Source organism: Burkholderia sp. HMSC10F09 (genome assembly GCF_001806955.1).
Lineage (GTDB): Bacteria > Pseudomonadota > Gammaproteobacteria > Burkholderiales > Burkholderiaceae > Burkholderia > Burkholderia multivorans.
In genome coordinates this window covers 1-13,556 of the sequence record NZ_KV786572.1, presented here as the reverse complement: position 1 = coordinate 13,556, position 13,556 = coordinate 1, and the positions used below count along the sequence as shown (strand labels likewise).

The window sequence follows — 13,556 nt, the reverse complement described above, 5'->3', positions numbered from 1 at the left end:
CGACCGCGCGCGCCGGCGGCGACGCGGCGAGCTCCGTGTCGAACGGATCGTCGGAATCGGCAGCGGCGGCGGAACGGCGGGGTGAGACAGGCATCGGGTCGTGAGCGTGCTTCGCAAGGCAAGTACAATAGCGGCTTTCACGTCGTCCGAACGAACGACGCCGGCCAGGCCGCGCATCCCGCCATCATAGCGGCTCGCGCGCGCCCTTTACGCGTTTCCGCCATGCCGGCGGCGCCCGCCGGCCGTTTCGAACCAGCCCGCATGTTCACGCTTTCCGATTTCGATTTCAATCTGCCGCCCGAGCTGATTGCGCAAACCGCGCTGCCCGACCGCACCGCAAGCCGCCTGCTCGAGGTCGACGCGACGGCCGAGCCCGCGCGCTTCGTCGATCGCCGTTTCGCCGAATTGCCGGCGTGCATCGCGCGCGGCGACCTGCTCGTGTTCAACGATACCAAGGTGCTGAAGGCGCGCTTCTTCGGCCAGAAGGCGAGCGGCGGCCGGATCGAGGTGCTGATCGAGCGCGTGACGGGCTCGCACACGGCGCTCGCGCAGATCCGCGCGAGCAAGTCGCCGGGCGCCGGCACGACGCTGCGCCTCGCCGACGCGTTCGACGTGACGGTCGGCGAACGCGTCGAGCCGTTCTTTACGCTGCACTTTCCGCAGCCGTGCCTCGAGCTGATCGAGCAGTACGGCCGACTGCCGCTGCCGCCGTACATCGAGCACGATCCGGACGCGACCGACGAGACGCGCTATCAGACGGTCTATGCGAGCAACCCGGGCGCGGTCGCCGCGCCGACGGCCGGCCTGCACTTCGACGAGCCGCTGCTCGCGAAGCTCGACGCGATGGGCATCGAGCGCGCGACGCTGACGCTGCACGTCGGCGCGGGCACGTTCCAGCCGGTGCGGGTCGAGAACATCGCCGAGCACAAGATGCACAGCGAGTGGTACGAGCTGCCGCAGTCTCTCGTCGACAAGATCGCGGCCACGCGCGCGCGCGGCGGCAAGGTGATCGCGGTCGGCACGACCTCGATGCGCGCGCTCGAAGCCGCGGCGCGCGACGCCGAAGCCGCCGGCCGGCCGCTCGCGGCGACGCAGGCCGAGACCGACATCTTCATCACGCCCGGCTACCGCTTCCGTGTGGTCGACCGGCTCGTCACGAATTTCCATCTGCCGAAGTCGACGCTGATGATGCTGGTGTCCGCGTTCGCGGGCATCGAGACGATCCGCGCCGCGTACCGCCACGCGATCGAACAGCGCTACCGCTTCTTCAGCTACGGCGACGCGATGCTGCTCACACGGCGCGATACGCCGGAGGCGACGCACGCGTAAGGCGCCGCACGTGCGACGGCCGGCCGTACGGCACGGCCGCCGCGGCGCCTTCGGCACGGGCCCGCCGCTCGCCCACGCCGCGCGCTACGATGGCGCACATCCATTCTTTCCGCCGCCGCTACTCCGGCGGCTTTTTCCAACTTGCGCCGGACTGTTTTCCGGTGGCCAGGAGCACCCCACGATGACCGAAGGTTCATCCCACGATACGCGCGCGCACACGCCCGAAGCCGCGCCCGCCCGCCCCGCCAACGGGCTCGAATTCGAACTGCTGACGACCGACGGCCACGCGCGCCGCGGCCGCGTGAAGCTCAACCACGGCGTCGTCGAGACACCGATCTTCATGCCGGTCGGCACCTACGGCACCGTGAAGGCGATCCAGCCGCGCGAGCTGCACGAGATCAAGGCCCAGATCATCCTCGGCAACACGTTCCACCTGTGGCTGCGCCCGGGCCTCGACACGATCGACGCACACGGCGGTCTGCACGGCTTCATGGGCTGGAACAAGCCGATCCTGACCGACTCGGGCGGCTTCCAGGTGTTCTCGCTCGGCGACCTGCGCAAGATCACCGAGGACGGCGTCACGTTCGCGTCGCCGATCAACGGCGACAAGCTGTTCCTGTCGCCGGAAGTGTCGATGCAGATCCAGAAGGTGCTGAACTCGGACATCGTGATGCAGTTCGACGAATGCACGCCGTACGCGACCGACGGCGTGCCGACCACGCACAAGGAAGCGGCCGACTCGATGCGCATGTCGCTGCGCTGGGCAAAGCGCTCGCTCGACGAGTTCAACCGGCTCGGCAATCCGAACGCGCTATTCGGGATCGTCCAGGGCGGGATGTTCGAGGATCTGCGCGACGAATCGCTCGCGGGCCTGTCGGAACTCGGCTTCCACGGCCTTGCGATCGGCGGGCTGTCGGTCGGCGAGCCGAAAGAGGACATGATGCGCGTGCTGCGCCACGTCGGCCCGAAGCTGCCGGCGCACAAGCCGCACTACCTGATGGGCGTCGGCACGCCCGAGGACCTCGTCGAGGGCGTCGCGAACGGCGTCGACATGTTCGACTGCGTGATGCCCACGCGCAACGCGCGCAACGGCTGGCTCTTCACGCGCTTCGGCGACGTGAAGATCCGCAACGCGACGCACAAGAACTCGCTGAAGCCGCTCGATCCGAGCTGTACGTGCTACACGTGCAGCAACTTCTCGCGCGGCTATCTGCATCACCTGCACCGCGTCGGCGAAATCCTCGGCGCGCAGCTGAACACGATCCACAACCTGCACTACTACCTGCAGCTGATGAGCGAGATCCGCGACGCGATCGAATCGCACACGTTCGACGCGTTCCGCCAGCGCTTCGCGGAGGATCGCGCGAGAGGCGTCGACTGACGGGCCTGGCCGGGCGTGGCCGGCGCATCGTATGCGAACGAAATAATGCGTCGCGCCGCTCGGTCCCGATCGCCAAAACATTACAATTACCTTTCCAAACCGGTCGCGGCAATCGCGCTTCGCGCTTTAACAGCTTGATCCCAAAGCGCATTTGCCGCGCCGTTTGCAGATGGGGCCGGTGGTAGAATAACCGGCTTAATTTTCGATCTTCCCCTACGGAGAGACCAACGTGCCGTTCATTTCCAATGCCTTCGCGCAAGGTGCCGGTGGCGCCGAATCGAGCCTGATGAGCTTCCTGCCGCTCATCCTGATGTTCGCCGTGCTCTACTTCATCATGATCCGTCCGCAGATGAAGCGGCAGAAGGAGCACCGCAACATGCTCGCCGCCATGGCCAAGGGCGACGAAGTCGTCACGAGCGGCGGCCTCGTCGGCAAGGTGACGAAGGTCAGCGAAGGCTACATCGGCGTCGAGATCGCCGAAGGCACCGAAATCACGGTGCAGAAGGCGGCCGTCACGACCATTCTGCCGAAGGGCACGATCAAGTCGCTGTAAGCCCGTCACCGAGCGTCCGGCTCCCGCGTCGCCGCTGCCCTGCCGGGCCGGCCGCCGCGGCGCCGGACGCGACGCTTTCATGCCAACCATCCGTTCGGCCCCCTCATGAATCGTTACCCACTCTGGAAATATGTCGTGATGGTCGTGGCGCTCGCCATCGGCTTTCTGTACACATTGCCCAATTTCTTCGGCGAAGCGCCGGCGGTGCAGGTGTCGAGCGGCAAGGCCACGGTCAAGCTCGACGCGAACACGCTGACGCAGGTCGAAACGGCGCTCGCGGCCGCGCAGATCAAGCCGGACGACGTCACCTTCGAGAACACGGCGACCAACGCGAACATCCGCGTGCGCCTGAAGGACACCGACACGCAGCTGCGCGTGAAGGATCTGCTGCAAAAGACGCTGAACGCCGACCCGAACGATCCGCAATACGTAGTCGCGCTGAACCTGCAGAGCGCCTCGCCGCGCTGGCTGACCGCGCTGCACGCGCTGCCGATGTATCTGGGCCTCGACCTGCGCGGCGGCGTCCACTTCCTGCTCCAGGTCGACATGACGGGCGCGCTCACGAAGAAGCTCGACTCCGATGCGGCCGACGCGCGCTCGCTGCTGCGCGACAAGAACATCCGCGACGGCGGCGTGAGCCGCGTCGATCAATCGGTCGTCGTGAACTTCAGCGACGCGCAGACGGCGGAAGACGCACGCAAGGTGCTCGCGTCGTCGATCACCGAACTGCAATGGGCGACGCAGCCGGGCGGCGGCGGCACGCAGGTCGTCGGCACGTTCACGCCGGCCGTGCAGAAGGCCGTCGAAGATGCCGCGCTGAAGCAGAACCTGACCACGCTGCACAACCGCGTGAACGAACTCGGCGTGTCGGAGCCGATCCTGCAGCAGCAAGGCAACGACCGGATCGTCGTCGAACTGCCGGGCGTGCAGGACACCGCGAAGGCGAAGGACATCATCGGCCGCACGGCGACGCTCGAAGCGCGCCTCGCCGATCCGATCAACACGCATCCGAATCCGAACGATCCGGTGCCGCCGGGCGAGGAACTGTTCACGCAGGGCAACCAGGTGCCCGTGCTGCTGAAGAAGGACGTGATCTTCACCGGCGACCGCATCATCGACGCGTCGGCCGGCTTCGATGAACACCAGCGTCCGTCGGTCAACATCCGCCTCGATTCGGCGGGCGGCCGCGCGGTGCGCACCGTGTCGCGCGACAACATCGGCAAGCCGATGGCGATGGTGCTGTTCGAGAAGGGCAAGGGCGAAGTGCTGACGGTCGCGACGATCCAGTCGGAGCTCGGCGACCGCTTCCAGATCACGGGCCAGCCGACGCCGCAGGCCGCAGCCGATCTCGCGCTGCTGCTGCGCGCCGGCTCGCTCGCCGCGCCGATGGACATCATCGAGGAACGCACGATCGGCCCGAGCCTCGGCGCCGACAACATCAAGATGGGCGTGCACTCGGTGATCTGGGGCTTCTGCGCGATCGCCGTGTTCATGATCGCCTACTACATGCTGTTCGGCGTGATCTCGGTGATCGGTCTGTCGGTGAACCTGCTGCTGCTCGTCGCGGTGCTGTCGCTGATGCAGGCGACGCTGACGCTGCCGGGCATCGCCGCTATCGCGCTCGCACTCGGTATGGCGATCGACTCGAACGTGCTGATCAACGAGCGCGTGCGTGAGGAACTGCGCGCGGGCCAGCCGCCGCAGCTCGCGATCCAGGCCGGCTACGCGCACGCATGGGCGACGATTCTCGACTCGAACGTGACGACGCTGATCGCCGGTCTCGCGCTGCTCGCGTTCGGTTCGGGCCCGGTGCGCGCGTTCGCGATCGTGCACTGCCTCGGCATCCTGACGTCGATGTTCTCCGCGGTGTTCTTCTCGCGCGGGATCGTCAACCTCTGGTACGGCGGCCGCAAGAAGCTGAAGTCGCTCGCGATCGGCCAGGTGTGGCGGCCGGAAGGCGCCGCAGCGGCCGCGTCGCTCGCGGCGGCCGACGAATCGACCGACACCGCGCGCGCCGCGAAGCTCGCCGCCCCGCCGAAGGGCAACGCGCCGCGCGCCGGCAAGCCGCAACTGCGCAACCGTGCGCAGCCGGGCGTGTCGCCGAAGAAACCGGGCTCGACCCAATAAGGCCCCGGAGACGAAGCCATGGAATTTTTCCGCATCCGTAAAGACATTCCGTTCATGCGGCACGCGCTGGTGTTCAACGTGATCTCGCTGGTCACGTTCCTCGCCGCCGTGTTCTTCCTGTTCCACCGCGGGCTGCACCTGTCGGTCGAGTTCACCGGCGGTACGGTGATCGAGGTGCAGTACCAGCAGGCCGCGCAGCTCGAACCCGTGCGCGCGACGCTGGGCAAGCTCGGCTACGCCGACGCGCAAGTGCAGAACTTCGGCACCTCGCGCAACGTCCTGATCCGCCTGCAGTTGAAGGAAGGCCTGACCTCCGCGCAACAGAGCGATCAGGTGATGACGGCGCTGAAGGCGCAAAGTCCGGACGTCACGCTGCAGCGCGTCGAGTTCGTCGGCCCGCAGGTCGGCCGCGAGCTCGCGACCGACGGGCTGCTCGCGCTCGCCTGCGTCGTGATCGGCATCGTGATCTACCTGTCGATCCGCTTCGAATGGAAGTACGCGGTCGCCGGCATCATCGCGAACCTGCACGACGTCGTGATCATTCTCGGGTTCTTCGCGTTCTTCCAGTGGGAGTTCTCGCTCGCGGTGCTCGCGGCGATTCTCGCGGTGCTCGGCTACTCGGTGAACGAGTCGGTCGTCATCTTCGACCGGATCCGCGAGACGTTCCGCCGCGAACGCAAGATGACGGTGCCGGAGGTGATCAACCACGCGATCACGACGACGATGTCGCGGACGATCATCACGCACACGTCGACGGAAATGATGGTGCTGTCGATGTTCTTCTTCGGCGGCCCGACGCTGCACTACTTCGCACTCGCGCTGACGGTCGGCATCATGTTCGGCATCTATTCGTCGGTGTTCGTCGCGGGCTCGCTCGCGATGTGGCTCGGCATCAAGCGCGAAGACTTGATCAAGGAAAAGAAGGTCGCGCACGATCCGGACGATCCGAACGCAGGCGCGCAGGTCTGAGCGCCGCCGCTGCGTCACCGTTGCGGTAAACGCGCAAAGCCGGTCCGACAGGGCCGGCTTTTTTTATGTTTGGTCGCACGCGGCGGCTACGTTCAGCCGCCGGCGTCGAAGCGTTGCCCGGTAGGCTGAAGCGCTCCCCTTCCCCGTCCCCTTACCGCGGGGGTGCAACACTGCGCCGCCGCGACGCCGCCCCTCTCGCGGGCGCGGCGCCGACGCCGCCCCGTCACCGAAACCCGAACCGCCTGCGCAACACGACCAGCGCCGCGAGACTCAGCACTGCCGCGAACATCAGGTAGAAGCTCGGCGCGGTCTTCATCCCGGTCGCCTTGATCAGCCACGCGATGATGAACGGCCCGAAGCCGCCGAAGATCGTCACCGCGACGTTGTACGCGAGCGACATCCCGGTCGTGCGCGTCTGCACCGGAAACACCTCGGACAACAAGCCCGGCAGCGCCGCGAAATAGCCCGTCATCAGCACCGCGAGCAGCACCTGCAGCGCGATCAGCGTGCCGAAGCCCGGATGCGCGACCAGATACGCGAATGCCGGGTAGATCAGCACGAGGAAGCCGAGCGCCGGCGCGAGCATCACGCGCACGCGGCCGTAACGGTCCGACCAGTGGCCGACGAGCGGCGCAAACGCCATCTGGATCACGCCGACGACGAGAATCGCCGCAAACGCGGCCGACGGCGCGAGGCCGAGCTGCTTCACGCCGTAGGTCGGCATGAAGAGCACGAGATACGTCGCGACCGTGCCGAGCACCCCCGCGCCGATCGCAGCGACGAGCCGCGCCTTGTGCGACGCGAACGTGTCGCGCAGCGGGCTCGCGGTGCTTTCGGCCGCGAGGAACTCCGGCGTCTCGTCGACCTTCTTGCGGATGTAGTAAGCCACCGGCCCCAGCAGCAGCCCGAAGAAGAACGGCACGCGCCAGCCCCACGCGGCCATCTGCGCGGCCGTCAGCTGCGCGTTCAGCACGGTGCCGAAGCCGGCCGCGAGCAGCGTCGTCAGGCCCTGGCTCGCGACCTGCCAGCTCGCGAAGAAGCCGCGCCGCCCCGGCACGTGCTCGGCGAGGAACGCGGTCGCGCTGCCGAACTCGCCGCCGGCCGAAAAGCCCTGCATCAGCCGCGCGGCGACGAGGATCAGCGGCGCCGCGATGCCGATCGTCTCGTAGGTCGGCAGCACCGCGATGATCAGCGTGCCCGCCATCATCAGCAGGATCGACAGCGTGAGCGCGGCCTTGCGGCCCGCACGGTCCGCATAGGCGCCGAGCACGATCGCGCCGAGCGGACGCATGAAGAACGACACGCCGAAGGTGCCGAGCGTGAGCAGCAGCGACACGGTGTCGTTGCCGGCCGGAAAGAACAGCCTGGAAATCGTCACCGCGAAAAAGCCGTAGACGACGAGGTCGAACCACTCGAGCGCGTTGCCGATCGACGCGGCGACCACCGCGCGCCACACGCGCGGCGACGAGGCTATGGAACGGGACGGCGTGACGGCATGCATCGGCGATCTCCTTGTCGTTGTACGTTCTGTTCGCGCGCCGCCGCGTACGCGGTCGGCCGCCGCGCCGGCAGGCGCCCGAACGATTATAGGCGCGCAAAAAAAGACCGCCGCGCCCCGATCGGGAGCGCGGCGGCCGGTTCGCGGCGGGCCGGCGCGACGCGCCGCCCGGCTGCGCGCGTTACTGCTGCTTGACGGCTTCGGCCGTGATCAGCAGCTTCGTCTGCATCTTGAAGCCGTACTGCTTGCCGTAGTCGAGGCCGAATTCGTCGCGGTTGAATTCGCCGACCGCGTCGACGCCGCACACTTCGCGCTTGAGCATCGGATGCGGCATGCACTTGAACGAGTCGATCTTGAGCGTCAGCGGCTTCGTGACGCCATGCAGCGTCAGGTTGCCGACGACCGACGCCGGCTTGTCGCCGTCGAACTTGATCGTGCCCTTGTAGATGGCCTGCGGGTACTTGGCGGCGTCGAAGAAGTCGGCCGTCTGCAGATGCTCGTCGAGCTTCGCGCTGCCGGTGTGGATCGACGCGATGTCGGTCGTCACCTCGACCGTCCCCGTCTTCGCCGCGCGATCGAGCGTCACGGTGCCGCTCGACTTGTCGAACTTGCCGCGCCAGACCGACAGGCCGCCGAAGTGATCGGCCTCGAAACTCGGATACGTGTGGCTCGGATCGAACTGGTACGTCGCGCTTTCGGCGAATGCCGAGAACGACAGCGAAGCGGCGAGCGCGCCGGCGGCGATCATCAGATGCTTTTTCAACTCATTCTCCTAGGAACAGCGCCGCGCCCTCGCGCGGCATTCGGGTGGTGCGACAGCCCGCCGCTTACTTCGTCGCGACGAGATGGAACTTGATCTGCACTTCGTCCGCCACGACCGACGTGTCCTTCCATTCGCCGGTGCCGACGTTGAACGTCGAGCGCTTGATCGGCAGCACGCCGTCGAAGGTCTGCGTCGCGCCGCTCTGCGTGACCGTGACGGGCACCGTGACGTTCTCCGTCTTGCCCTTGATCGTCAGCTTGCCGGTCACGTTGTACTTGTTGCCGCCGGCCGGCGCGATCGCCGACGACACGAACGTCGCCTGCGGATACGCCTTCGCGTCGAACCACTCCTTGCCCGCGACCTGGTCGTTGTACATCTTGTCGCCGAGGTCGAAGCTCGCGACGTCGATCGTCATCTGCGCGCTGCCTTGCGCGGCCTTCGCCGGATCGAACTTCACCTGCGCGGAAAACTTCTTGAACACGCCTTCGGTCGGCACGTTCATCTGCCTCGACACCGCGGACACCTTGCTCTTCGCCAGGTCGACGTCGGCGAGCGCCGCGCCCGACGCGACGAGTGACGCCGCGGCGAACGCGGCCAGCATGGAACGGGAGAAAGACACTTTCATGGGATCCTTCATTTGGCAAAGGGAAGCATCCGCGACAGCAGGCCGTCGCGGTCCACCAGCTGGTGCTTGAGCGCCGCGAGCACGTGCAGCGACACGAGCGCAAGCAAAATGTAATTCAAAGACACGTGAAGCGTCTTGAAGGTTTCCTTCAGCACCGGATCGGGATCGATCAGCCGCGGCAGCGGCACGATGCCCAGATAGACGACCGGGATGTTCGAAGCCGAGCTGTACAGATAGCCGGTCGCCGGAATCACGAGCATCAGCACGTACAGCAGCAGATGCCCCACGTGCGCCGCGGTGCGCTGCCACGCGCGCATGCCGGCCGGCAGCGCGGGCGGCACGTGCGTCGCGCGCCACAGCACGCGCACGATCGCGAGCGCGAACACCGTCACGCCGATCCACTTGTGCCACGAGAAGTACTTCAGCTTCGTCGGCGTGAAGCCCGGAATGTCGGTCATCACCCAGCCGAGCGCGAAGCCGCAGACGATCAGCAGCGCGATCAGCCAGTGCAGCGCGATCGCGGTGCCCGTATAGCCCGACGGCGCGGGCCGCAGCGAATTCGATGTCATCTTGCGTTCCTCAGTTCAGCGAACGGCCGCCGGCCGTCGCGGCCGGTACTCGTCACGGGCGCCATGCTACCGCAACCTTTTGACGCGCGCGGCATCTGAGGACAGACGCGTCATCGCGCCGCCCGCTTGCCGCCATGTTACAGACCGGTCACGGCGGCGGCGCCCCTCGACACGGTGCAAAAGGCGTTTTGGTAAGATTGGCGCGGGTTCCGGCCCCGTCGACGCCGCCTTTCGCCGTCGCGCAACCCCTTTGTCCATGCAACGAAACGATCTGATTGCCTGTCACGAGTGCGACGCACTGTTGCATAAACCGCGCCTTAGCGGACACGAAGTCGCGCGCTGCCCGCGCTGCGACGCGATGCTCTATCGCAACAGCGCCTCGCAGATCGAGCGGATCTGCGCGCTCGCGCTCGCCGCGCTGATCACGTTCGTGATCGCGCAGACCTTCCCGATCCTCGAGATGGACGTGAACGGCAACCGCGTACAGACGACGCTGATCGGCGCGATCGACGCGCTCTGGCGGCAGGACATGGCGATCGTCGGCGCGATGGTGTTCTGCTCGACCGTGCTGTTCCCGCTCGTCGAAATGTCGGCGCTGCTGTATCTGCTGCTGCCGATACGGCGCGGCGTGATTCCGCCCGGCTTCAACGCCGTGCTGCGCGCGGTGCAGCTCGTGCGCCCGTGGGGGATGATCGAGGTCTTCATGCTCGGCATCCTCGTGACGATCGTGAAGATGGTGAGCCTCGCGCGCGTCGTGCCGGAAGCGGCGCTGTTCGCGTTCGGCGCGCTCACGCTGATGCTCGCGGTCGTGCTGATGTTCGATCCGCGCACGCTGTGGGACATCGCGGACGATCTGCGCGCCGGCCGCATGCGTACGCCGCGCGACGGCGTCGCGCCGCTGGCCGAAGGCGCCCGCCGATGACGACGCCGACCGCCGCCCGCGAGGGCTATGTCAGCTGCCATGCGTGCGGGCTCGTGCAGACGCCCGACCGGCCGCACGCGCACTGTGCGCGCTGCGGCAGCGCGCTGCACTTTCGCACGCCGAACAGCATCGCGCGCACGTGGGCGCTGCTGATCGCCGCCGCGATCCTCTACATTCCGGCCAACCTGCTGCCGATCATGCGCACCTCGTCGCTGATGGGCTCGCAGCAGGACACGATCATGAGCGGCGTCATCTACTTCTGGGTGTCGGGCGACTGGCCGCTCGCGGTCGTCGTGTTCGTCGCCAGCATCCTCGTGCCGATGCTCAAGCTCGGCGTGCTGCTGATCCTCGTGATCAGCGCGCAGCGCCGCACCGCATGGCGGCCGCTGCAGCGCACGCGCCTGTACCGGATCGTCGAGCGCATCGGCCGCTGGTCGATGCTCGACATCTTCGTCGTGACGCTCACCGTCGCGCTCGTCCATTTCCGCTCGCTTGCCGTCATCACGGCCGGCCCCGGCGCACTTGCGTTCGGCTCGGTCGTAATCCTGACGATGCTCGCGTCGATGCAGTTCGATCCCCGTCTGATCTGGGATCCAGTCGAAACCTCAGGGAAACACCATGAATAGTCCGCAAGGCCCGCAACACGACGAGTCCCGGCCGCCCGACCCGACGATCTCGACGAAAAGCGGCTGGCTGCCGTCGCTCGTCTGGCTCGTGCCGCTGATCGCCGCGCTGATCGGGATCGGCCTCGTCGTGCGCTCGGTGCGCGAACGCGGCCCCGAGATCACGATCAGCTTCCATAGCGCCGAAGGGCTCGAGCCCGGCAAGACGCAGGTCAAGTACAAGGACGTCGAGATCGGCATGGTCAAGACGATCAAGCTGTCGAAGGACCTGTCGCGCGTGCTCGTCGAAGTGCAGCTCAAGAAGGAAGCCGAAGACTTCGCGGTCAAGGACTCGCGCTTCTGGATCGTGCGGCCGCGCGTCGGCGCGACCGGCGTGTCGGGGCTCGGCACGCTGCTGTCCGGCGCGTACATCGGCGTCGACGCGGGCCGCTCGCAGGACGTGCAGACCGACTTCACGGGTCTCGAGAAGCCGCCGGCCGTCACGGCGGACCAGAAGGGCACGCAGTACGTGCTGCGCGGCGATTCGCTCGGCTCCGTCGACATCGGCTCGCCCGTCTACTACCGGCGCGTGCAGGTCGGCCAGGTGGTCGGCTTCTCGCTCGACAAGGACGGCACGGGCGTCACGTTCAACGTGTTCGTCAATGCGCCGTACGACCAGTACGTCGGCACGAACTCGCGCTGGTGGCAGGCGAGCGGCGTCGATCTGCGGCTCGACTCGAGCGGGCTGAAGCTGAACACGCAGTCGCTCGCAACGGTCATCCTCGGCGGCATCGCGTTCCAGACGCCGCCGAACCAGAGCAGCGGTGTGCTCGCGCCGAACAACACGACGTTCCGCCTGGCGGCCGACGAAGGCGACGCGATGCGCGATCCGGACGGCCAGCCGCTGCAGGTCGTGATGAACTTCAACCAGTCGCTGCGCGGGCTCGGGATCGGCGCGCCGGTCGACTTCCGCGGCATCGTGCTCGGCGAAGTGACGAACATCGGCATCGACTACGATCCGAAGACGAAGAACTTCACGATGCCGGTCACGATGAACGTGTATCCGGAACGGCTCGGCCGGCGCTTCCGCGAGACGATTGCGAGCAAGGGCGAAGCGGCGCGCCTCGAGATCGTCCAGCGTCTCGTCCAGCACGGGCTGCGCGGCCAGCTGCGCACCGGCAACCTGCTGACGAGCCAGCTGTACGTCGCGCTCGACTTCTTCCCGAAGGCGCCGCCCGCGAAGGTCGACGTGTCGCATCAGCCGCTCGAGCTGCCGACCGTGCCGAACACGCTCGACGAACTGCAGCTGCAGGTCGCCGACATCGCGAAGAAGCTCGACAAGGTGCCGTTCGACCAGATCGGCGCGAACCTGAACAGCGCGCTGTCGAACGCCGACAAGCTGTTCAAGCAGCTCGACACGCAGGTCGCGCCGGAGGCGCGCGACACGCTGTCGGCCGCGAAGCAGACCTTCTCGACCGCCGAAGCGACGCTGCAGCAGGATTCGCCGCTGCAGTCCGACGTGCGCGGCGCGCTGAAGGAGCTCACGCGCACGCTGCAGTCGCTCAACGCGCTCGCCGACTATCTGGAGCGCCATCCCGAATCGCTGATCAAGGGCAAGCCAGGAGATCAACCATGACGACGACTCGCGTGAACGTTCTCGCGAGCGGCGCGGCAGCCGTGCTCGCCGCACTCGCGCTTGCCGCGTGCAGTTCGCCGCCCGCGCGGTTCTATACGCTCGCCCGCGCCGACGCCGCCGCGCCCGCGCGCACCGCGCCGGCCAATCCGCCGTTCCTGATCGAAGTGCCGTCGGTCGACGTGCCCGAGCAGATCGCGAAGAATCAGCTCGTCGTGCAGAAGGGCGGCGCGCAGGTCGACGTGCTCGAACAGGAGCGCTGGGCAGCGCCGCCCGCCGACGAAATCCGCCGGGCGCTGTCCGACGATCTCGCCGCGCGGCTCGGCACGATCGACGTCGCCGATTCCGCCGTGCCGCCGGGCATGCCCGTGTACCGGATCAGCGTGAACGTGCAGCGCTTCGAATCGTGGCCCGGCAAGCGCGCGGCGATCGACGCGGTATGGAGCGTGCGCGCGGTCGGCTCGCAAGCGGTCATGACGTGCCGCACGAGCGTCGCCGAGCCGGTCGGCAGCGGCTACGACGCGCTGGTCGCCGGCCATCGGCGCGCGCTCGACGCGATAGCGGCGCAGGCGGCGGCCGGCGTGC

Annotated in this window: 13 protein-coding genes; 9 read left to right on the top strand and 4 right to left on the bottom strand. The window is 67.3% G+C overall.

What is annotated here, in order from left to right; all coding sequences use genetic code 11:
• Positions 1-261: 261 nt before the first annotated feature.
• The 5 genes from queA to secF all read left to right on the top strand — a co-directional run bounded on the left by queA (position 262) and on the right by secF (position 6,359).
• Positions 262-1,329 carry a tRNA preQ1(34) S-adenosylmethionine ribosyltransferase-isomerase QueA gene (gene queA / locus HMPREF3115_RS05160; protein WP_006408352.1) on the top strand — a complete coding sequence of 356 codons (1,068 nt, stop codon included), beginning with the start codon at positions 262-264 and terminating at the stop codon, positions 1,327-1,329.
• A 181-nt stretch (positions 1,330-1,510) separates the two neighbouring features.
• Complete coding sequence (tgt, locus tag HMPREF3115_RS05155; protein WP_006408350.1) at positions 1,511-2,710, top strand: tRNA guanosine(34) transglycosylase Tgt; 1,200 nt, start codon at positions 1,511-1,513, stop codon at positions 2,708-2,710.
• 229 nt (positions 2,711-2,939) lie between these two features.
• Positions 2,940-3,263: a preprotein translocase subunit YajC gene (gene yajC, locus HMPREF3115_RS05150; RefSeq protein WP_006401647.1), complete on the top strand. Its 324-nt coding sequence runs from the start codon at positions 2,940-2,942 to the stop codon at positions 3,261-3,263.
• Positions 3,264-3,368: 105 nt separating this feature from the next.
• The gene (secD, locus tag HMPREF3115_RS05145) at positions 3,369-5,390 is read left to right on the top strand and encodes a protein translocase subunit SecD (RefSeq protein WP_006408348.1); all 2,022 of its coding nucleotides are present in this window, start codon (positions 3,369-3,371) and stop codon (positions 5,388-5,390) included.
• A gap of 18 nt (positions 5,391-5,408) precedes the next feature.
• Entirely contained in the window at positions 5,409-6,359 is a 951-nt protein-coding gene (gene secF, locus HMPREF3115_RS05140; RefSeq protein ID WP_006401649.1) for a protein translocase subunit SecF, read from the top strand.
• 223 nt (positions 6,360-6,582) lie between these two features.
• Here the strand turns inward: secF and HMPREF3115_RS05135 are convergent, their stop codons facing one another.
• The 4 genes from HMPREF3115_RS05135 to HMPREF3115_RS05120 all read right to left on the bottom strand — a co-directional run bounded on the left by HMPREF3115_RS05135 (position 6,583) and on the right by HMPREF3115_RS05120 (position 9,814).
• Complete coding sequence (locus HMPREF3115_RS05135) at positions 6,583-7,860, bottom strand: MFS transporter (protein WP_070553601.1); 1,278 nt, start codon at positions 7,858-7,860, stop codon at positions 6,583-6,585.
• A 178-nt stretch (positions 7,861-8,038) separates the two neighbouring features.
• Positions 8,039-8,620, bottom strand: a complete 582-nt coding sequence (locus tag HMPREF3115_RS05130) for a YceI family protein (RefSeq protein WP_069219993.1) — start codon at positions 8,618-8,620, stop codon at positions 8,039-8,041.
• Positions 8,621-8,684: 64 nt separating this feature from the next.
• Positions 8,685-9,245 (bottom strand): YceI family protein, encoded by a 561-nt coding sequence (locus HMPREF3115_RS05125; RefSeq protein WP_006410365.1) that lies wholly within the window; start codon positions 9,243-9,245, stop codon positions 8,685-8,687.
• A gap of 8 nt (positions 9,246-9,253) precedes the next feature.
• Positions 9,254-9,814 carry a cytochrome b gene (locus tag HMPREF3115_RS05120; RefSeq protein ID WP_006408342.1) on the bottom strand — a complete coding sequence of 187 codons (561 nt, stop codon included), beginning with the start codon at positions 9,812-9,814 and terminating at the stop codon, positions 9,254-9,256.
• A 256-nt stretch (positions 9,815-10,070) separates the two neighbouring features.
• Here HMPREF3115_RS05120 and HMPREF3115_RS05115 point away from each other — a divergent pair, with 256 nt between their 5' ends.
• The 4 genes from HMPREF3115_RS05115 to HMPREF3115_RS05100 form a co-directional block, all read left to right on the top strand.
• The gene (locus tag HMPREF3115_RS05115; RefSeq protein ID WP_006408341.1) at positions 10,071-10,736 is read left to right on the top strand and encodes a paraquat-inducible protein A; all 666 of its coding nucleotides are present in this window, start codon (positions 10,071-10,073) and stop codon (positions 10,734-10,736) included.
• Positions 10,733-11,362 (top strand): paraquat-inducible protein A, encoded by a 630-nt coding sequence (locus HMPREF3115_RS05110; protein WP_070553599.1) that lies wholly within the window; start codon positions 10,733-10,735, stop codon positions 11,360-11,362. The genes HMPREF3115_RS05115 and HMPREF3115_RS05110 overlap by 4 nt, the downstream gene beginning before the upstream one ends.
• A complete protein-coding gene (locus tag HMPREF3115_RS05105) occupies positions 11,355-12,974 on the top strand; it encodes a PqiB family protein (protein ID WP_006401657.1) in 1,620 nt (539 codons plus the stop codon). Before HMPREF3115_RS05110 ends, HMPREF3115_RS05105 begins: the two co-directional genes overlap by 8 nt.
• Positions 12,971-13,556: PqiC family protein (locus tag HMPREF3115_RS05100; protein WP_070553597.1), on the top strand; the 586-nt coding region annotated here is incomplete at its 3' end. The genes HMPREF3115_RS05105 and HMPREF3115_RS05100, both read left to right, overlap by 4 nt.

Coding starts and splice junctions, on each gene's coding strand:
- queA (WP_006408352.1), top strand. CDS start 262: ATGTTCACGCTTTCCGATTTCGATTTCAATCTGCCGCCCGAGCTGATT.
- tgt (WP_006408350.1), top strand. CDS start 1,511: ATGACCGAAGGTTCATCCCACGATACGCGCGCGCACACGCCCGAAGCC.
- secD (WP_006408348.1), top strand. CDS start 3,369: ATGAATCGTTACCCACTCTGGAAATATGTCGTGATGGTCGTGGCGCTC.
- secF (WP_006401649.1), top strand. CDS start 5,409: ATGGAATTTTTCCGCATCCGTAAAGACATTCCGTTCATGCGGCACGCG.
- HMPREF3115_RS05135 (WP_070553601.1), bottom strand. CDS start 7,860: ATGCATGCCGTCACGCCGTCCCGTTCCATAGCCTCGTCGCCGCGCGTG.
- HMPREF3115_RS05125 (WP_006410365.1), bottom strand. CDS start 9,245: ATGAAAGTGTCTTTCTCCCGTTCCATGCTGGCCGCGTTCGCCGCGGCG.
- HMPREF3115_RS05120 (WP_006408342.1), bottom strand. CDS start 9,814: ATGACATCGAATTCGCTGCGGCCCGCGCCGTCGGGCTATACGGGCACC.
- HMPREF3115_RS05115 (WP_006408341.1), top strand. CDS start 10,071: ATGCAACGAAACGATCTGATTGCCTGTCACGAGTGCGACGCACTGTTG.
- HMPREF3115_RS05110 (WP_070553599.1), top strand. CDS start 10,733: ATGACGACGCCGACCGCCGCCCGCGAGGGCTATGTCAGCTGCCATGCG.
- HMPREF3115_RS05105 (WP_006401657.1), top strand. CDS start 11,355: ATGAATAGTCCGCAAGGCCCGCAACACGACGAGTCCCGGCCGCCCGAC.